Origin of the sequence: Sphingomonas sp. VDB2 (assembly GCF_047946695.1) — a bacterium.
Classification (GTDB): Bacteria; Pseudomonadota; Alphaproteobacteria; order Sphingomonadales; family Sphingomonadaceae; genus Sphingobium; species Sphingobium bisphenolicum.
Genome location: NZ_CP159615.1, coordinates 2101996 through 2121313, shown reverse-complemented (window position 1 = coordinate 2121313; position 19318 = coordinate 2101996). Strand labels below are relative to the sequence as shown.

At 66.5% G+C, this 19318-nt stretch carries 12 protein-coding genes and 1 tRNA gene; 6 read left to right on the top strand and 7 right to left on the bottom strand.

Annotated elements, in window-relative coordinates:
- Positions 1-10 precede the first annotated feature (10 nt).
- The 3 genes from ABT375_RS10545 to ABT375_RS10535 all read left to right on the top strand — a co-directional run bounded on the left by ABT375_RS10545 (position 11) and on the right by ABT375_RS10535 (position 3351).
- A complete protein-coding gene (locus ABT375_RS10545) occupies positions 11-655 on the top strand; it encodes a class I SAM-dependent methyltransferase (RefSeq protein ID WP_416462383.1) in 645 nt (214 codons plus the stop codon).
- Between the two features lie 109 nt (positions 656-764).
- Positions 765-1865, top strand: a complete 1101-nt coding sequence (locus ABT375_RS10540) for a helix-turn-helix transcriptional regulator (protein WP_416462382.1) — start codon at positions 765-767, stop codon at positions 1863-1865.
- A 220-nt stretch (positions 1866-2085) separates the two neighbouring features.
- Positions 2086-3351 carry a glutamate-5-semialdehyde dehydrogenase gene (locus ABT375_RS10535; RefSeq protein WP_416462381.1) on the top strand — a complete coding sequence of 422 codons (1266 nt, stop codon included), beginning with the start codon at positions 2086-2088 and terminating at the stop codon, positions 3349-3351.
- Between the two features lie 20 nt (positions 3352-3371).
- Here ABT375_RS10535 and kdsA read toward each other — a convergent pair whose 3' ends face one another.
- Positions 3372-4199 (bottom strand): 3-deoxy-8-phosphooctulonate synthase, encoded by an 828-nt coding sequence (gene kdsA / locus ABT375_RS10530; protein WP_416464881.1) that lies wholly within the window; start codon positions 4197-4199, stop codon positions 3372-3374.
- Positions 4200-4204: 5 nt separating this feature from the next.
- Complete coding sequence (locus ABT375_RS10525; protein WP_224548182.1) at positions 4205-4498, bottom strand: hypothetical protein; 294 nt, start codon at positions 4496-4498, stop codon at positions 4205-4207.
- 22 nt (positions 4499-4520) lie between these two features.
- Between ABT375_RS10525 and ABT375_RS10520 the strand changes: the two genes are divergently transcribed.
- Positions 4521-5654, top strand: a complete 1134-nt coding sequence (locus ABT375_RS10520; protein ID WP_416464880.1) for a hypothetical protein — start codon at positions 4521-4523, stop codon at positions 5652-5654.
- Entirely contained in the window at positions 5651-7021 is a 1371-nt protein-coding gene (locus tag ABT375_RS10515; protein ID WP_416462380.1) for a cytochrome P450, read from the top strand. The genes ABT375_RS10520 and ABT375_RS10515 overlap by 4 nt, the downstream gene beginning before the upstream one ends.
- Here ABT375_RS10515 and ABT375_RS10510 read toward each other — a convergent pair.
- From ABT375_RS10510 to ABT375_RS10495, 4 genes are all read right to left on the bottom strand, one after another.
- Positions 7014-7910, bottom strand: coding sequence for a transglutaminase family protein (locus ABT375_RS10510; RefSeq protein ID WP_261936054.1), 897 nt, complete (start codon positions 7908-7910; stop codon positions 7014-7016). The genes ABT375_RS10515 and ABT375_RS10510 overlap by 8 nt on opposite strands.
- On the bottom strand, positions 7907-10378 hold the full coding sequence (locus ABT375_RS10505) for a circularly permuted type 2 ATP-grasp protein (protein WP_416462379.1): 2472 nt from the start codon (positions 10376-10378) through the stop codon (positions 7907-7909). The genes ABT375_RS10510 and ABT375_RS10505 overlap by 4 nt, the downstream gene beginning before the upstream one ends.
- A complete protein-coding gene (locus ABT375_RS10500; RefSeq protein WP_416462378.1) occupies positions 10378-13737 on the bottom strand; it encodes a DUF2126 domain-containing protein in 3360 nt (1119 codons plus the stop codon). The genes ABT375_RS10505 and ABT375_RS10500 overlap by 1 nt, the downstream gene beginning before the upstream one ends.
- 124 nt (positions 13738-13861) lie before the next feature.
- Positions 13862-13948: transfer RNA gene (locus ABT375_RS10495), tRNA-Leu, on the bottom strand.
- Between the two features lie 160 nt (positions 13949-14108).
- Here ABT375_RS10495 and ABT375_RS10490 point away from each other — a divergent pair.
- A complete protein-coding gene (locus ABT375_RS10490; RefSeq protein ID WP_224548170.1) occupies positions 14109-14618 on the top strand; it encodes a hypothetical protein in 510 nt (169 codons plus the stop codon).
- Positions 14619-14693: 75 nt separating this feature from the next.
- Here the strand turns inward: ABT375_RS10490 and gltB are convergent, their stop codons facing one another.
- Complete coding sequence (gltB, locus tag ABT375_RS10485; RefSeq protein ID WP_416462377.1) at positions 14694-19232, bottom strand: glutamate synthase large subunit; 4539 nt, start codon at positions 19230-19232, stop codon at positions 14694-14696.
- Positions 19233-19318: the final 86 nt, after the last annotated feature.

The window sequence follows — 19318 nt, the reverse complement described above, 5'->3', positions numbered from 1 at the left end:
GCGGGTGTTGATGGCCTCCATTCCATTGAAGAAGAACAAGAATAAGGCCGGTGCGGGCAAGGCCGGATCATTTTTCAGCCAATGGGGCATGTTCTTCCGCCAGTTCGTCAAGCATCCCGGCATGATCGGTTCGGTCATTCCCTCCTCCGCGACGCTGGTGGACCGGATGCTGGACCAGGTCGATTGGCAGGGGACGCGGTTGTTCGTGGAATATGGCCCCGGTGTCGGCACCTTCACCCGATCGATCCTCGATCGCTTGCCGGCCGACGCGACCTTGCTGGCGATCGACCTCAATCTCGATTTCGTCGCCTATCTGGAGGCGGAGATAGACGATCCGCGGCTGCGCGTGGTCCATGGATCGGCCGCCGACGTCCGGCGGTTCGTCAAGGAAGCGGGGCATTATCAGGCCGACTATGTGCTGTCGGGCATACCTTTCTCGACCCTGCCCGAAGGCGTGGGCGAGGCGATCTGTGCGGAAACGCGCAGCGCGCTGCGGCCGGGCGGGGCATTCCTGATCTACCAATATTCGCGCTATGTGCTGCGCCTGCTCAACCCGCTGTTCGGCGATGTCAGCGATGCGCTGGAATGGCGCAACATCCCGCCCTGCCGGATGATTCGCGCGGTCCGGCAGGAGGCTTTGGCCCAGGCTGCCTGAATTGTCCTGATCTGGATCAGCTTTTTGGCGGGAATCAGCGGCTTGGCGAGCTGTCGATTTGACTTCCCCGGCGCTTTGGCTAACCCGAAGCGGGGCATGGGGGAAGACTATGGCGACGCACGCCGAAGGTAGCGATCCGTGGGCGGAGCTGTTCCTGTCCGCGGCGCTGGAACCGGATAAATGGCCGGATGCGATCAAGGCGATGGCCGTCGCGACCGGATCGGGGCATGGGCAGTTGATCGGCTTTGGTCCGGGGGCGTCCAGCTTCAACTGGATCAGCGACATCGACACCAGCATCATCCCCATCGGGGCGGCCATCGACCAGTCCGCGCCCGACCTCAATTTCCGGGTCGCGGCGGACCGGCTGCCCGATCGCCCGGCGATCGTCCACGAAGCCCATTATGACATGGCGCGTCAGTCGCTGCGATCGCAAGATTATCTCGACATGTGTTCGGATTTCGACATTTTCGATGGTTGCCAGGCCCGATTGGTGGCAAGCAACGACCAGATGGTTGGGCTGGCGCTGCTGCGCAACCGCAGGGATGGACGGACGAGCCAGGATCAGCGGGATCTGTTCGGCCATATTGCGGGCCATGCGCAGGCCGCTGTCCGTTTGCAGCAGGCGATCGAGCAGCAGGGTTTCGCCCTGTTGTCCGGCACGTTCGAGTCGATGGACCGGGCCTGCTGGCTGCTCGACGCGACCGGGCGGGTCGGCGGCATGACGCCGCGCGCCGAAGCCCTGCTCTCGTCCAGCCGGATCCGGGTCAGCGACGGCTGGCTGGCCAGCGAACGCGCGGACGAAACCCGCGCCATCGGGCGGGCGATGCGCGCCGTGATCGACCCGCCGGGCCGACCCGCCGATCCGGTCGCGCTGGCGGACGATGCCGGCGGCGTCGCGATCATGCTGGAATTTCATCCGCTTCCCGCCCGGCCCTGGGCGCTGCCCTTCGCCCCGCGCGCCATCGTCATCGCCCGGGTTGGTGCGCCGACCGAGCGTCATATCCAGGCGCTGACGCGCACCTTCCGCCTGACCCCGGCCGAGGCCGATATCGCCATTCGCCTGTCGGCGGGCCAATCGCGCAAGGATATCGCGTCGGCGCGCGGCGTGTCGGTGGAAACGCTCAAGGTGCAGTTGCGCAGCATCTACGACAAGACCGGCTGCAACCGGGAATCGCAACTGGTGCGCATCGTCGGCCTGATCAGCCACTAATCCGCTGCGGAATTTTCTTGTCCCTACCCCCGTTGGGGTATGTGGCGACGGCGACCACGGCGTAGACAGGCCATCAGGCGGGTTCGTCCTGCTGGCTGGCGGCCGGATCATATTGCGACCCATGATCCGGTCGTCGGCACTGATTGCTGCCAAGTTCCGCCGCTTTCGTTTCGGCGCGCTTTCATGCTAAGGCGCGGCCGACCTTCCGGCGAGTGTTTTCATGAACGACCTGACCCAGACCCCCGAAATGCTGATCGCCACGATGGGCGCGCGCGCGCGCCGCGCCGCTGCGACGATCGCGCAGGCGAGCGACGCGCAAAAGGCCGACGCGCTGCGGCGCGCGGCGCAGGCGTTGCGGGACCAGGCGCCGGCGATCATCGCCGCCAATGCCCGCGACATGGAGAATGCGGTCGCGAACGGTCTGTCGCCCGCGCTGCTCGACCGGCTGAAGCTGAATGCGGAGCGCGTCGCCGCCACCGCCCAGGGCGTGGATCAGGTCGCGGCGCTCACCAATCCGCTGGGCAGCGTGATCGACACGGTCGTGCGCCCCAATGGCCTGGAACTCAGCCGGGTGCGGGTGCCGCTGGGCGTGATCGGCATCATCTATGAAAGCCGCCCCAATGTGACGGCGGACGCGGCGGCCTTGTGCCTGCGTGCGGGCAATGCGGTGATCCTGCGCGGCGGCAGCGAGGCGAAGGAAAGCAACCGCGCGATCCACGCCGCCATCGTCGAGGGGATCGGCGCCGCCGGACTGCCCGCCGATGTCGTGCAACTGGTCCCCACGACCGATCGCGCCGCCGTGGGTGCGCTGCTCAAGGCATCGGAATTTGTGGACCTGATCGTACCGCGCGGCGGCAAGAGCCTGGTCGCGCGGGTGCAGGAGGAGGCACGGGTGCCGGTGCTGGCCCATCTCGACGGCATCAATCACAGCTATGTGGACGGCGCGGCCGATCCCGCCATGGCGCAGGCGCTGGTCGTCAACGCCAAGATGCGGCGGACGGGCGTATGCGGCGCGACGGAGACCGTGCTGATCGACCGCGCCTATGGCGCGGCGGCGGCGCTGGTGACGGCTTTGCTCGACGCCCAGTGCGCAGTGCGCGGCGACCGGGATGTGCAGGCGATGGACGCACGTGTCACCGCGGCGGCGGATGCGGATTGGGATACCGAATATCTCGATGCGATCGTGTCGGTCCGGCTGGTGGATGGCGTGGACGATGCCATCGCCCATATCGCCGCCCATGCCAGCCACCATACCGATGCGATCATCACGGAGGACGCGGCGACGGCGGAACGATTCCTCAATGCCGTCGACAGCGCGATCGTGATGTGGAACGCCTCCACCCAGTTCGCCGATGGCGGCGAATTCGGGCTGGGCGCGGAAATCGGCATTTCGACCGGGCGGCTCCATGCGCGCGGGCCGGTAGCGCTGGAAGGGCTGACCACCTATAAGTGGATCGTGCGCGGGACCGGGCAGGTGCGGCCCTGATTTCCGTTGGGTGAGGGTTTTTACCCCTTCACCACCGCGTCGATCGCCTTGAGCTGCGCCAGCATCGGCCCCACCCAGTCCAGCGGCAGCATCACCGGCCCGTCCGACGGCGCATTGTCCGGGTCGTCATGCGCTTCGGCGAAGATCGCCGCGACGCCGGCCGCCACGGCGCTGCGCGCCAGCAAGGGCGCGAACTCGCGCTGGCCGCCAGACGCGGACCCAAGGCCGCCGGGCTGCTGCACCGAATGGGTGGCGTCGAACACGACCGGATAGCCGGTCTGCGCCATGGTCGGCAGCGCGCGCATGTCGCTGACCAAAGTGTTGTAGCCGAAGCTGGCGCCGCGCTCGGTCAGCAGGATGCGCTCATTGCCGGTCGAGGCGACCTTCTGCGCCACCGCCGCCATATCCCAGGGGGCGAGGAACTGGCCCTTCTTGACGTTGATGACCGCGCCGGTCCGGCCGGCCGCCAGCAGCAGGTCGGTCTGGCGGCAGAGGAAGGCGGGAATCTGGAGGATGTCGACTGCCTGCGCGGCGGCTTCGACCTGTTCCGGGCCATGGATGTCGGTCAGCACCGGGCAGCCCAACGCCGCCTTTATATCTGCCAATATGCGCAAGCCAGCGTCGATGCCGACGCCGCGCTTGCCACCTACCGATGTCCGGTTCGCTTTATCGAAGGAAGATTTGAAAATGAAAGGGACGCCAGCCTGAGCCGCAACATGCTGCAAAGCATCGGCCATTCTCATGGCATGGTCGCGGCTCTCGATCTGGCAGGGGCCGGAAATCAGGACGAAGGGCAGGTCGTTGCCGAAGGTGATCGGGCCTGCGGACACATGCTTGGGATTGGTCATGGCGGTCATTTGGGCGCTTTGGCGAAGCGGCGCAACAACTGACCGCGCCATGGCCCCTTGCCCGGATGATAGTTCCAGCAGAACCAGCCGAAGGCGAGGCAGGCGATCAGCGCGGGCAGCGCCATCGGATCGCCATTGGCCTTCATATGGCGATAAAAGGCCCTGTCGGCCCGCCATCGGTCCCGTTCGCTGCCACCGCCATTGATGCCGTACATATTGTCATGCTTGCGACAGCCGACATTGCGGTTGTATTTGCGGTGGTCGATGAAATAGCAGTAGTCGCGTTCGGGCGTGCTCATGCGCGCGATTAGGGCGATGCTGTTGCAAAAGTTCAAGCGTAAAGTCTTCTACCTCGGCGGTTTCGATCCACGCGGCGTGCGTTTCTACCACCAGCTCTATCGCGAGCAGGCGGCGCGATATGGCGCGTTGACGGGAGAAGAACTGGCCGTGGGCGGCCGGCAGGCGGGCGTGGCCGGGTCGATCGTGTCGGCGCGCTGGACCGTGGATAACCCGCAGGCCGGGGTGGCGACCGACTATGAATATTGCCGCTGGGAGGATCTGATCGGGAAGGTCTGGATTCGCAATCCATTGAGCCTCGCCCTGCGGTCGGCGCGCGCCTATGCCGGCCATGCCCGCCACATGGATTTCCTGCGGATGCGCCGGCTACGCAAGGGGCCGGTCATCACCATTCTCTATCCACCCTTGCTGGCGGTGCTGATCCCGCTGCTGCTGGCGCTGGCGCCCGCGCTGCTTCTGTCGCTGCTGCTGCCCTTCTGGGCGTCGGCGCTGATCGGCATCGCGGTCAGCGCCCTTCTGTCCGGCCGCATCCTCGCCAAGCTGGTCGTGCCCTGGCTGCTGCGCTTCATGACCTATCATGGCGCGCTGGCGGCGGAGGGGCCGGGCGACGCCCTCGACCAGCGGCTCGACCAGTTCGCCGCCCGCATCGCGCAGGAACTGGACGGCGACTGGGACGAGGTGCAACTCGTCACCCACAGCGCCGGCACGATATTGGGCATGCGCCTGATGCGCCGCCTGATCGCGCTGCGCGGCGGCAGCCTGCCCGATCATTTCGTGATGCTGGGGTTGGGGCAGGTGGTGCCGGTCATCGGCCTGCGCCGCGACGCAACCTGGTATCATGACGATCTGCGCGCGCTGGCCGACAAGGCCTTCCGCTATGTCGACGTCAGTTCCCCGCCCGATGGCGCGGCCTATTATAACGTCAATCCGTTCCGGCTTGTCGCGGATCAATATGCGGCCCGCGTCGACATGCTATCGCCGCGCTTCCACCTGTTCTACGAGCCGGACAATTATCATGGCGGATGGTCGAACAAATATGAGGCCCATTTCGACTATCTGCGCGTCGGCGACCGGCTCTCGCCGCTCGATTTCATCAGCCTGACCGCTGGCCGCCGCACCGTGGACGACGCCGTCGCCGCTTTCAGGACGATATCGTGACCGATCTTTTCACGCCCCCCTATCCGCAGCCGCCCCGCACCAAGCGGGGCCTGATCAAGCGGTTCCTGCGCGGCTGGCATAGCTGGATCCATGTGCTGTTCGACAAAAGCTATACGATGAAGATGGGCGAGATCCGCCTGCCGGGCCGCACCATGTATATCGCCAATGAACTGTCCCTTGTGGACCAGATATTGCGCGGCGGCACCGCCTATCCCAAGCATAGCGAACTGGTGCGCAACCTCGACCCGCTGATCGGCAACAGCGTCTTTTCCGCCAATGGCGAAGATTGGGAAAGCCAGCGGGCGATGGTCAATCCCGCCTTCGCCCATACCGCGCTGACCAAATCGATGCCGCTGATGGTCGCGGCGGTGGACGACCTGCTCGCCCGGCTCGACGCGGCGGATCGCAGCAAGCCGATCGATATCGACCCGATGATGACCCATGTCGCGGCCGACATCATCTTTCGCACGCTGTTTTCGCAGACGCTGGATGCCGAGCGATCGAACATCATCCACACCGCCTTTGGCAAATTCCAGCGGCTCGCCCACAGCGCATCGATGCTGCGCCTCTACGGCCTGCCGGCGGGCTGGTTCGAGAAAAGATCCAAAGGTCCGGCGCGGGCGATCCACGACGTGTTCCGGCCGATCGTGGAGGCGCGCTACGAAGGATGGCACGCCCGCGGGCAAGCGCCGCATCGCGACATATTGCAATCGCTGATCGAGGCGAAGGACGCGCAGACCGGCTTATCCTTCACCTGTCAGCAGGTGATGGAACAGGTGTCGACCATCTTCCTGGCCGGGCATGAAACATCGGCCAGCACCATGACCTGGGCGCTCTACATGCTGGCCGAATGCGCCCATATCCAGGATCGGGTGCGGGCGGAAATCGCGGAGGTCGCGGGCGACGCCCCGCTGACCGCGGCGATGCTCAAGGACATGGGACAGGTCCGCAATATCTTCAAGGAGACGCTGCGCCTCTATCCGCCCGTGTCCTTCCTGCCGCGCGAAGTTACCTGCCCGATGCCGATGCGCGACAAGCATCTGGAAGCCGGATCGATGCTGGTGGTCGCGCCCTGGCTGACCCAGCGCAACAAGGATAATTGGGCCTGCCCCCATGCCTTTGATCCCGATCGCTTCGACGATCCGGCCAATGCGGACATGGCGAAACAGGCCTGGTTCCCCTTCGGCCGCGGCCCGCGCGTGTGCGTCGGCGCGGGCTTCGCCCAGCAGGAGGTGATGACGGTGATCGCCAGCGTCGTGCGCGGCTATCGGCTGACCATGCCCGCCGGATTCAAGCCCGAGCCGATCAGCCGCTTGACGATTCGGCCCAGGACGGGGATGCCGCTGCTGTTCCGCGCGGTCAGCTAAGCGCGGCTTCCTCTTCGGGCGCGACGTCGACCATGACCCGCAGGCTCTGGCCTGCGCCGCCGACGAACAGCCCGTCCATCGGTGCGACATCGGCATAGTCGCGGCCCATGGCGACGAACAGATGCCCGTCATGGGTGATGACGCCGTTGGTCGGGTCGAAGCCGATCCAGCCGCGCGTCGGGCCGCACCACAGCATCACCCAGGCATGCATCGCGTCTGCGCCGATCAGCCGGGGCCGTCCGGGCGGGGGCAGGGTGCGCAGATAGCCGCTGACATAGGCGGCGGGCAGGCCGGCAAGGCGCAGCGCCACCACCATCACATGCGCGAAATCCTGGCACACGCCATGGCGCGCGGCAAAGGCGTCGGCGACCGGGGTGGAGGCATCGGTCGCGCCGGGTTCATAGGCGAACTCGGCCTGGATGCGCCGGGTCAGGTCCAGCGCGGCGGCGACGATCGGCCGGTCCGGGGCCAGCATGTCCCCTACCCAGTCGCCGATCGGTGCCAGCAGCGGTGCGCGGGGCGAGGCATAGAGATAATGGGCGGGGGCCGACGGCCCCATGTCGCGATCCAGCAGGGCGGCTTGCGCGACAGTGGCGATGGTCGGGTCGTCGCTCTGCGGCGAGATCTGTGGGCCATTATCCACCCCGGCCCGGAACCGGCTTTCGATCGTCAACTGGCGGATCGGATTTTCGATCACCAGCCGGGCGACGTTGACCGGCCAGGCGCCGGGCCGCGATTCGATGGCGGAGGGCAAGGGATCGACCGTCAGCGCATAATCGGACGTCCACTGGCCCGTCCAGGGCGCGGGGCGCAGCCGCAGGTTGAAGCGGGCGAGCCGCACGGGACTGGCATAGCGGACGATGGTCTGGTGGCGGACATGGTAGATCATGACAGCAGGTCCGGCGTCTGCGTCTTGCGCAATTGCAGGAAGTAACGCTGGCCGATCGCATCCGACAGGCGCAGCAGGCGGCTTTCGACATCGCCGATGTCGCCTATGGTCAGCATGTCTCCGGTCAGCGGCGCGAGCCGGGCGACCAGCGCATCGGCCAGGCGGCGGGGCTCTTCCGGCATGCCGTCGGCGCGCAGCGTGGGCAGGGCGGCGACATGCTCGGCCAGCCGCGCCGCCTGATAGGCGATGGCGCGCGGATTATGCGGCTCCAACGCAACCAGATCGCGCACCGGGGGCAGCGCCGGGCCGGTCAGGTAGCGGGTGCGATAGCTGATCTGGCTGTCCATCAGGTCCAGCAGCACGGTCAGGTCGTCGGCCGACGCCTGGTCGTTGCCGAACGCGGTCAGCAGGCGGCAGCCGTTGACCGCCCGTTCCATCCGCCGCCCCATATCGTGGAAGCGCCAGCCTTCGGTCCGGCCCATATTTTCCGCGGCCAGGCCCGACAGCGCGGAAATCCGCTCGATCATGCGGGACGAGGCATCGAGCAGGGTTTCGGTGACGTTCCCGTCGAAGCCGGGCAGGGGCAGGCGCACCAGTCGCCAGAAATCGCTGGCGAGCCGGTCGCGCAGCCCCTCGCCGATATTGGCCACCACGCCCATCAGCGCGCGTACACTGCCCGACTGGCGCGCATCGCCCAGCGCCGTAGCGCAGAGCGGACCGATCGCGCCGCCCCTCCCCGCGATCGCGCCCCACAGCGCCAACTGGTCGACCAGCCGCGCCATGGTGGGTGAAGCCAGCGATGGCCCCAGATCGGCCTCGATCGATCCGCCGACGATCGCCCGGACCAGCCGCAGCGTCATTTCCGCCCGCTCGATATAGCGGCCGAGCCAGAAGAGATTGTCCGCCGCCTTGGCCGGCAACATGCCGCCCACCCGGCGGATGGCAGGCGCACCGACGCCCAGCAGGCTGTCGGGCGGCACCGGATGGCTATCGATCACGCACAGGTCGGCGGACATGTCGCCCCGGCCCATCAGCGCGGCGCGAATGTCGCCATGGCCTGCCAGCCGCGCAAAGCCGCCGGGCATTACCCGCCACTGGCCGGCGGCGTCGCGCGCGACGAAGATGCGCAGGGTGAAGGGCAAGGGCGTCAATTGCCCGTCGATGATCGCGGGCGTGGTCGACAGCTTGACGACTTCCTGCCCGACATAGTCCATCGGCCGCCGCGCCATCGCGTCGAGAAGGGCGGTGCGCTGCGCGGTGTCCAGCCCTGATCCGGGCGTGAAATGGGCGTCGGGCAGGCCCGCAACATCCTGATCGAAGGCGGAGCCGACCACCAGATTGTCGAGCTGTGCCCGCACATGGTCGCGCTCCTGCCACTGGCCGCACCACCAGGTCGCGATATTGGGCAGGATCAGGTCCGATCCCAGCAGTTCGCGCGCCAGTTGCGGCAGAAAGGCGGCGAAGGCACGCGATTCGATCACGCCCGCGCCGGGCCAGTTGCTGACCATCAGCCCGCCGCGCGCACAGGCGTTATAGAGGTCGGGCACGCCGATATGCGACCGGCCGTCGAAGGCGAGCGGGTCGAGGAAGCGGCTGTCCATCCAGCGCCAGAGGCCATCAATGCGCTTAAGCCCCTGGATCGTCCGCACGAACAGCCGCCCGTCCGAAACGATCAGGTCGTCGCCCTCGACCAGCAACAGGCCGAGATAGCGGGCGAGATGCGCCTGTTCGGCATAGCTCTGGTTGAAGCGACCGGGCGTCAGCAGGCCGATGCGTGGATCGGTGCGCTCGCAATCGGCGGCGAGGCCGCGGCGCAACTCGTCGAAAAAGGGCGCCAGTCGCCGCGTGTTCATCGCGCCCAGCAGGTCGCCGGTGGCGCGGGAGAGGGCGAGCCGGTTTTCCAGCGCATAGCCGACGCCGACGGGCGTCCGCACCCGATCGGCCAGCACGCGCCATTCGCCGGTCGGCCCGCGCCCGATATCGGCGGCGTAGAAATGGAGATGATGGCCGCGCGGCGGCGGCGTTCCGGTCATGACGCGCCAATAATGCGGGCTGCCTGTGACGATGCTGGCGGGCAGCTTGCCGTCGCGGACCAGCGACTGGGTCGAATAGATGTCGCTCACCACCCGTTCGAGCAGGTTGGCCCGCTGCATCAGCCCGCGTTCGATCTGCGCCCATTCCACAGCGTCGATCAGCAGCGGCACCGGGCCGAGCGGCCAGGACCGTTCCTGCTCGTCCCCGGTCAGGCGGAACGCCATGCCGAGGTCAATCGCCTGCCGCGACACATGGTCGGCCAGCGTCGCGGGATCGCCCTGCGCCTGGGTCGACAGCCGCCCCAGCATGTCGCGCCAGCGCGTCGCCATGGCGGGGGCCGCGCCGGCGAACAGGTCGCCGGCCGGCGCGGTGGCGAGATAGGCGTCCGCCCAGGCTTCACCGCCTGCGCGCGGCGCGAGGACGTCCGCGGCCATCACAGTCCGCTATGGTGGAAACGCAGGTCGAGCGTCATCGGGAACTCGTTGGCGGGTTCGGCGGCGGGCATGTCGACCTGGCCGGGCGTATGGCCATAATCCTGAAAGCGTGCCTTGCGCCGCGCTTCCGCCTCATAGCCGTTGACCGGCAGCGTGTCGTAATTGCGCCCGCCCGGATGGGCGACATGATAGACACAGCCGCCCAGCGACCGCCCGCTCCAGCTATCCAGCACATCGAAGGTGAGCGGCGCATTGGCGGGCAGGTTGGGGTGGAGGCAATTGGCGGGCGTCCAAGCCTTGTAGCGCACGCCGCCCACGCCTTCGCCCGGCACCGATGTCGCGGTCATCGGCACTTGCCGCCCGTTGCAGGCGACGATGTGGCGACCGGCGACCAGCCCGGTGGCGCGGACCTGCAACCGTTCGGTCGATGAGTCGACATAGCGCACCGTGCCGCCGATCGCGCCGGTTTCGCCCAGCACGTTCCACGGCTCTAGCGCATGGGTGATTTCCAGCCCTACGCCACCGGCATCGACCGCGCCATGGATCGGGAAGCGGAACTGGCGCTGCGCCTCGAACCAGTTGGGGTCGAAATCATAGCCCGCGCCGCGCAGGTCGGACAATACCTCAAGGAAATCAGCCCAGACGAAATGGGGCAGCATGAAGCGATCGTGGAGTGTCGTGCCCCAGCGGACGAGACCCCCCTGTTGCGGCTGGCGCCAGAACCAGGCGGCGAGCGCGCGGATCAGCAATTGCTGCGCCAGGCTCATCCGCGCTTCGGGCGGCATTTCGAAGCCGCGAAACTCCAGCAGACCCAGCCGTCCGGTCGGGCCGTCGGGCGAGAACATCTTGTCGATGCAGATTTCGGTGCGGTGGGTGTTGCCGGTCACGTCGACCAGCAGGTTGCGGAACAGGCGATCGACCAGCCATGGGGGTGGCGCACTGCCTGCGCCCGCGAACGGGTTGGGCACCTGCGCCAGCGCTATTTCCAGCTCATAAAGGCCGTCATGCCGGGCTTCGTCTATGCGCGGCGCCTGGCTCGTCGGGCCGATGCAGAGGCCCGAGAAGAGATAGGACAGCGCAGGGTGCCGCTGCCAGTAGAGGACGAAGCTCTTGAGCAGGTCGGGGCGGCGGATGAAGGGGGAATCGGTCAGCGTCGCCCCGCCCAGCACGATATGGTTGCCGCCGCCGGTGCCGACCGATCGGCCGTCGACCATGAACTTGTCGGCGGTCAGTTCGCATTCGCGGGCCAGCGCATAGAGGCGTTCGGTGATCGCTACCGTTTCGTCCCAGCTTGACGCGGGCTGGACATTGACTTCGATCACGCCGGGATCGGGCGTGGCCTTCAATACGTCGATGCGCGGGTCGGGCGGGGGGGCATAGCCCTCGATCCGCACCGGGATGCGCAGCGCCTCGGCGGTCGCCTCGACCTCTGCGATCAGCTCCAGATAATCTTCCAGCGCCTGTACCGGGGGCAGGAAGACCGAAAGATAATGGCCGCGCGGTTCGACGGTGACGGCGGTGCGCACCGCCCCTTCGATGAAGACTTGTTCGACCCGGTCCTGCGCGGCGACGCCGCCGTCCGGCCCGGCGACGCGCTGGGCCTGCTGCGCGCGGACTTCCTCCACGTTGGCAGGCTGGGTCACCTGCGCGCGAAAATCCGCCAGAGGCTCGCGCGGCTCGCTGGTGTCACGGGGATGAATATAGGGATAGTCCGACGGCGGCACATAGGGCAGCGAGCCCAGCGGCAGGCGATAGCCCAGCGCCGAATCGCCTGGCACCGCGAACAGACGGCCGCGACGCAACTGCCAGATTTCGCTCTGCCAGCGCGGGGTCGCCACCTGGCTCTGCCAACGCTGCACCGGCAGGACATAGCCGACCGGCTGGTCGAGGCCGCGCTCGAACGTCTTGACCATGCGGGCGCGCGCTTCGGGATCGCTGATCTTGGGATCGTCGGGGCTGGCGTTGAGCGGCAGGTCCGCTTCCTTCACCGCCCACACCGCCGGATCTTCATAGACGGCATGGGTATAGTCCGCAGAAAAGCCCATATTGCCGGCCATATGGGCGAGGAAGGCCTTCGCGTCGGCCGCCGTCACCTGCGCCGCGCCTTCGGGCGCATTATCGGGCGCGATCAGGCTGTCGTCGCGCCAGATCGGCGTGCCGTCCTTGCGCCAATAGACCGCATAGGCCCAGCGCGGCAGGCTTTCGCCCGGATACCATTTGCCCTGGCCATGGTGCAGCAGGCCACCGGGTGCGAATTCGGCGCGCAGCTTGCGGATCAGCCGGTCGGCATAGTCGGCCTTGGTCGGGCCGACCGCATCGCCATTCCATTCGCCCGCTTCGCCGCCATCCTCGGCCACGAAGGTCGGCTCGCCGCCGGTTGTCAGGCGCACATCCTGCGCGATGAGGTCCGCGTCCACCTTGGCCCCCAACGCCATCACCGCGTCCCAGCGGGTGTCGGTGAAGGGCTTGGTGATGCGCACCGCTTCGGCGATGCGGCTGACGGTCATGGCGAATTCGAAATCGACTTCGGCCGGTTCGGCCATGCCGCTGATCGGCGCGGCGGACTTGTAGTGCGGGGTGGCGCAGAGCGGGATATGCCCTTCGCCCGCGAACATGCCGCTGGTCGCGTCGAGCGCGACCCAGCCTGCGCCGGGCACATAGGCTTCCGCCCAGGCGTGAAGGTCGACCACGTCCTGGGTGACGCCCTTTGGCCCTTCGATCGGTTCGACATCGGCGACCAGTTGGATCGAATAGCCCGATACGAAACGGGCGGCGAAGCCCAGCCGGCGCAGCAACTGCACGAGCAGCCAGGCGGAATCGCGGCAGGAGCCGGTGCCGATGTCCAGCGTCTCCTCCGGCGTCTGCACGCCTGCCTCCATGCGGATGACGTAACCCACCTGTTGTTGCAGGCGGCGGTTCACCTCGACCAGGAAATCGACGGTGCGGCTTTGATAGCCGTCATATTGGGCGACCATCGCCTCGAACCTTGGCCCCTGATCCTCGATATCGAAATAGGCGGCGAGGTCGGTCTTTAGCTGGTCGTCATAGGCGAAGGGATAATTTTCCGCATAAGGCTCCACGAAGAAGTCGAACGGATTGATGATGTCGAGGTCGGCGAGCAGATCGACCTGGATGCGGAAATGGTCGACCGGGTCGGGGAAGACCACGCGGGCGAGCCAGTTGCCATGCGGATCCTGCTGCCAGTTGAGGAAATGGTTCGCCGGCTCGATCTTCAGCGCATAATTGGGCACCTTGGTCCGGCTGTGCGGCGCGGGGCGCAGGCGGATGACCTGCGGGCCGAGCCGGATCGGGCGGTTGTAGCGATAGGCGGTGAGATGGTGGAGGGCGGCCTTGAGCATGGCCGGATCAAACGCCACCCCCTGTTGCAATGCAACAGCCAATCTCTGAAGCGATGAAGTTTCTGGCCCGTGTCGGCCAGCTTTCCCGGCCGCTCGCCCCGATGGCGATGGCGCGGGATAGTGATGGTGCGGCCAAGAAGACTCGAACTTCCACGGGCTTTCGCCCACAACGACCTCAACGTTGCGCGTCTACCAATTCCGCCATGGCCGCACATCAACAGGGAAACCGGCGGGGCCGGTGCCTTGGTAGGAGGCGGCCCTTAGCAAAGGCTTTTGCGCCATGCAACAAGTGATCGGCATCCGCGTTGTGATTGATTGGAGAAGGTGAAGCCAGTGTCGCACAATGGCGCGACCGGCGTGGGAGAAACCGCATGATGACGGCGCATTTCTGGATGGGCGCGGGCGCGACCCTGGGGGTGGCGGCCATGATGGGCCTGGGGTTGGGCAGCTATGTGACCAGCCCGCATAGACCGGCGCGCAGCGCGAGCGACTATGTGGAGGCGACGCCCGCCGATCAGGTCGCGACCGAGGCGTCCTTCGCGATGCAGAAGGGGCCGGGGGTCATTCATTGCACCGGGTGCGGCCCTACCCTGGCCGAACGGCGCTGGCAGGCTGACATGGCGGGGCTGGATGCGAATGGCATGATCGACGGGACCAGCGATCCGGTGGTGCGGGACTATGAGGCGGCCGCCTTGCCGCAAGATCTGATGCCCGATGCTGCGCCTGCTGCGGTTCGTACCTTGCCGCCGCAGATCAGGCGATTCGCGGCTGGTGAAGCAGTCCCGCCGCCGGTCGCCGTGCCGGCCGATCAAGATGCGATGGAGGATGATCCGCCGCCGGCGCCTGTGGTCGCAACCATGCCTGCCGAACCCCGTTTTTGACTGTACCATGATCCGATCGGTGTCCCGCCTTCACGGGACCATCGATCGGATCGGTACGGACCGGCGTCAGGCCGCTTATTCGGCGGCGACCGTTTCCGCCGGCCGGTCGCTCAGCGGATGGGCGAGGCGGCCCAGCATCTCCTTCGGGCAGACCTGCCAGATATAGCGGCGCCAGCGATCCCAGTCGTCCAGGATGGTGTTGGACCATTTGCTGTCCGTCGCCACCGCATGTTCGGCGATCAGCGCCTTGACCTGCGCCTCCCAATGGACGCTGTCCAGTCGCTGCCAGACAATGCCTTCGGGGTTGGCCTGCGCCGGGAAGCTGCCATCCTCGTCCAGGATGAAGGCCATGCCGCCGGTCATGCCCGCGCCGAAATTGGCGCCGGTCTTGCCCAGGATGACCGCCGTGCCGCCGGTCATATATTCGCAGCCATTGGCGCCGCAGCCCTCGACCACGACCTGCGCCCCCGAATTGCGGACGGCGAAGCGTTCACCAGCCTGACCGGCCGCGAACAGCTTGCCGCTGGTTGCGCCATAGAGGACGGTGTTGCCCAGGATCGTATTGTCCTTGGACGAGAGCGGGCTGGAGACGGTCGTGCGCACCTTGATGATGCCGCCCGACAGCCCCTTGCCGACATAGTCGTTGGCGTCGCCGAACACTTCAAGGGTGATGCCTTTGCACAGGAAGGCGCCCAGCGACTGGCCCGCCGACCCGCGCAGGCGCACGGTCAAATGGCCGTCGGCCAGCGTCGACATGCCGAACCGGTCTGTCACGGCGGATGACAGCCGCGTGCCGACCGCGCGATGCGTGTTGCGCACCGTATAGGTGAGCTGCATCTTCTCGCCACGCTCGAACACCGCCTTGGCATCGCGCATCATCTGCGCATCCAGGCTGTCGGGCACCTCGTTGCGCCATTGCGTCAGGCTGAAGCGGCGCTGGTCGTCGGGCGCGTCCACCTTGGCCAGGATCGGGTTGAGGTCGAGATCGTCCAGATGTTCGGCGCCACGATTGACCTGCTTGAGCAGTTCCGTCCGCCCGATCACTTCGTCCAGGCTGCGGAAGCCAAGGCGGGCAAGGACTTCGCGCACTTCTTCGGCGATAAAGGTCATCAGGTTGATGACCTTCTCCGGGGTGCCGGTGAACTTCTGGCGCAGCTTTTCATCCTGCACGCACACGCCCACCGGGCAGGTGTTGCTGTGGCACTGGCGCACCATGATGCAACCCATGGCGACGAGGCTCAGCGTGCCGATGCCGAACTCCTCCGCGCCCAGGATCGCGGCGATCACGATATCGCGCCCGGTCTTGAGGCCGCCGTCGGTGCGCAGCTTCACCCGATGGCGCAGGCCATTGAGGGTCAGCACCTGATTGGCTTCGGACAGGCCCATTTCCCAGGGCGTGCCGGCATATTTGATGCTGGTCTGCGGAGATGCGCCGGTACCGCCGACATGGCCCGCGATCAGGATGACGTCGGCATGGGCCTTGGCCACGCCCGCCGCGACCGTGCCGATACCGGCCTGGCTGACCAGCTTCACGCACACGCGGGCGCGCGGGTTGATCATCTTGCAGTCGTAGATGAGCTGCGCCAGATCCTCGATCGAATAGATGTCGTGGTGCGGCGGCGGCGAGATCAGCGTCACGCCGGGCGTCGAATGGCGCAGCTTGGCGATGAACTCGGTCACCTTGAAACCGGGGAGCTGGCCGCCCTCGCCGGGCTTGGCGCCCTGCGCGACCTTGATCTCGATCTCTTCGGCCGACGCCAGATATTCGGCATGAACGCCGAAGCGGCCCGACGCGATCTGCTTGATGACCGAGTTGGCGTTGTCGCCATTGTCATAGGGCTTGAAGCGGTTCGCATCCTCGCCGCCTTCGCCCGACACCGCCTTGGCGCCGATGCGGTTCATCGCGATCGCCAGCGTCTCATGCGCTTCGGGGCTGAGCGCGCCCAGCGACATGCCCGGCGTCACGAAGCGCTTGCGAATTTCGGTGGTCGCCTCAACCTCGTCGATCGGTACGGCTTCGCGAGCGAAGTTGAACTCCATCAGGTCGCGCAGATAGACGGGCGGCAAATCGCGGACGCCACGCGAAAATTGCAGATAGGTCGAATAGCTGTCGGTCGCCACGGCCGTCTGTAACAGGTGCATCAGCTGCGCCGAATAGGCATGGCTCTCGCCGCCCTGGCGCTGGCGGTAGAAGCCGCCGATCGGCAGGCGTACGGCAGCGGCGTCGAACGCCTGCTCGTGGCGCAGCATCGCGCTGTAATGGAGCGAGGCATAGCCCTCGCCTGAAATCTTCGCTGGCATACCGGGGAACAGATCGTTGACCAGCGCGCGCGACAGGCCGACCGCCTCGAAATTATAGCCGCCGCGATAGCTGCTGATGACCGCGATGCCCATCTTGGACATGATCTTGAGCAGGCCTTCGTTGATCGCCGTGCGATAGCGTTCGAAACAGGCGTCTAGCGCCAGATCGCCGAACAGGCCGCGGCTGTGGCGGTCGGCGATGCTGGCTTCGGCCAGATAGGCGTTCACCGTGGTCGCGCCGACGCCGATCAGCACCGCGAAATAATGGGTGTCGAGCGCTTCGCACGACCGCACGTTGATCGATGCGTAGCTGCGCAGCCCCTTGCGTACCAGATGCGTATGGACCGCCGCCGCCGCCAGCACGCCGGCGATCGCCGCGCGATCGGCATTGACGCCCTCGTCGGTCAGGAAGATTTCGGTGCGCCCCTCGCGCACCGCCTGCTCGGCCTCCTCGCGAATGCGGGAGATGGCGGCGCGCAGTTGCTCCTGCCCGCCGCTCGCGGGGAAGGTGCAGTCGATCTCGGCCACGGACGGACCGAAATAGGCCTTCAGCCGCGCCCATTCGGCGCTCGTCACGACCGGTGATTCCAGCACCAGCACATGGCTGTTCTGTGCGCCTTCCTCCAGGATGTTGTGGAGGTTGGAGAAGCGCGTCTTCAGGCTCATCACATGCCGTTCGCGCAGCGGATCGATCGGCGGGTTGGTCACCTGGCTGAAATTCTGCCGGAAGAAATGGCTGATCGTGCGCGGCTTGTCGGAAATGACCGCGAGCGGCGTGTCGTCGCCCATCGACCCGATCGCTTCCTTGGCGTCCTCCACCATGGGCGAGAGGATCAGTTCCAGATCCTCCAGCGTCAGGTTGGCGGCGACCTGGCGGCGGGTCAGTTCGGCCTTGTCCCAGCCGGGCAGCGCAGTTGGCGCGTTGCCGAGGTCGGCGACGGTCAGAAAGTCCTTGATGAGTTCGCCATAGGGGCGCTCGCCCGCGATCCGGTCCTTGATCGCGCGGTCGTCATAGATTTCGCCTTCGAGCAGGTCGACGGCGATCATCTGGCCCGGACCCATGCGGCCCTTCTTGACGATGGTGGTTTCGGGCACGACGACCATGCCGGTCTCCGAACCCACGATCAGCAGATTGTCGCCGGTCAGCGTATAACGCAGCGGGCGCAGCGCATTGCGGTCGACACCGGCGACGACCCAGCGGCCGTCGGTCATGGCGAGCGCGGCCGGCCCGTCCCACGGCTCCATGACGGAGGCGAGATAGTCGTACATGTCGGCATGGGCCTTGGGCAGGTCGGCGCTCGCCGACTGCCAGGCTTCGGGGACCAGCATCAGCTTGGCCGTCGGCGCGTCGCGGCCCGACCGGCAGATCGCTTCGAACACGGCATCGAGCGCGGCGGTATCGGACGCACCCGCCGGGATCACCGGCTTGATGTCCTCCGACTGCTCGCCGAAGGCGAGGCTCGCCATCTTGATCTCGTGGCTCTTCATCCAGTTCTTGTTGCCGCGGATCGTGTTGATCTCGCCATTATGGGCGAGGGTGCGGAACGGCTGGGCCAGCCACCATTGCGGGAAGGTGTTGGTCGAATAGCGCTGATGGAAGATGGCGACGCGGCTTTCGAACCGCTCGTCCTGCAAATCGGGGAAGAAGACCGACAGCGATTCGGCCAGGAACAGCCCCTTGTAAATGATCGACCGGCACGACAGCGAGCAGACGTAGAAATCCTGGATCTGCGCGGCGATGACCTGCTTTTCGATCCGGCGGCGGATCAGGTAGAGGTCCTTTTCGAATTCGGCCTGGTCGCGTTCCTCCGGCATCGGGCCGGCGATCATGATCTGCTCGATTTCGGGGCGCGTGCGCTGCGCCTTTTCGCCGATGACCGACACGTCCACCGGCACCTGGCGCCAGCCATAGATGGTGTAGCCGGCCTCGATGATCTCGGCTTCCACGATAGTACGGCAGGTTTCCTGGGCGCTGAGGTCCGTGCGGGGCAGGAAGATCATGCCGACGGCGAGGCGATTGGGCAGCGGCTTGTGGCCCGAATCCGCGATCGCATCGTCGAAGAAGCGCACCGGCAGGTCCACATGGATGCCCGCGCCGTCGCCGGTCTTGCCGTCGGCATCGACCGCGCCGCGATGCCATACGGCCTTGAGCGCATCGATCGCGCTGGCGACGACGCGTCGGCTGGGCCGACCATCGGTCGCGGCGACCAGGCCCACGCCACAGGCGTCGCCTTCCATCTCGGGATGATACATGCCCTCGGCCGCGATCCGTGCGCGTTCTTCGGGGCTGGCGGTGAAGTTGGTGTCGGTCATGATGACTTACCCTTGCCTGTGGCCATCCGCTTTTTGGGTACGGCCGCTGTCATTCCGTTGATTGCCGGCATCGCCGGCGTCGATTG

Coding starts and splice junctions, on each gene's coding strand:
- kdsA (WP_416464881.1), bottom strand. CDS start 4,199: ATGACCAATCCCAAGCATGTGTCCGCAGGCCCGATCACCTTCGGCAAC.
- ABT375_RS10490 (WP_224548170.1), top strand. CDS start 14,109: ATGATGACGGCGCATTTCTGGATGGGCGCGGGCGCGACCCTGGGGGTG.
- ABT375_RS10545 (WP_416462383.1), top strand. CDS start 11: ATGGCCTCCATTCCATTGAAGAAGAACAAGAATAAGGCCGGTGCGGGC.
- ABT375_RS10525 (WP_224548182.1), bottom strand. CDS start 4,498: ATGAGCACGCCCGAACGCGACTACTGCTATTTCATCGACCACCGCAAA.
- ABT375_RS10505 (WP_416462379.1), bottom strand. CDS start 10,378: ATGGCCGCGGACGTCCTCGCGCCGCGCGCAGGCGGTGAAGCCTGGGCG.
- ABT375_RS10500 (WP_416462378.1), bottom strand. CDS start 13,737: ATGCTCAAGGCCGCCCTCCACCATCTCACCGCCTATCGCTACAACCGC.
- ABT375_RS10540 (WP_416462382.1), top strand. CDS start 765: ATGGCGACGCACGCCGAAGGTAGCGATCCGTGGGCGGAGCTGTTCCTG.
- gltB (WP_416462377.1), bottom strand. CDS start 19,232: ATGACCGACACCAACTTCACCGCCAGCCCCGAAGAACGCGCACGGATC.
- ABT375_RS10510 (WP_261936054.1), bottom strand. CDS start 7,910: ATGATCTACCATGTCCGCCACCAGACCATCGTCCGCTATGCCAGTCCC.
- ABT375_RS10535 (WP_416462381.1), top strand. CDS start 2,086: ATGAACGACCTGACCCAGACCCCCGAAATGCTGATCGCCACGATGGGC.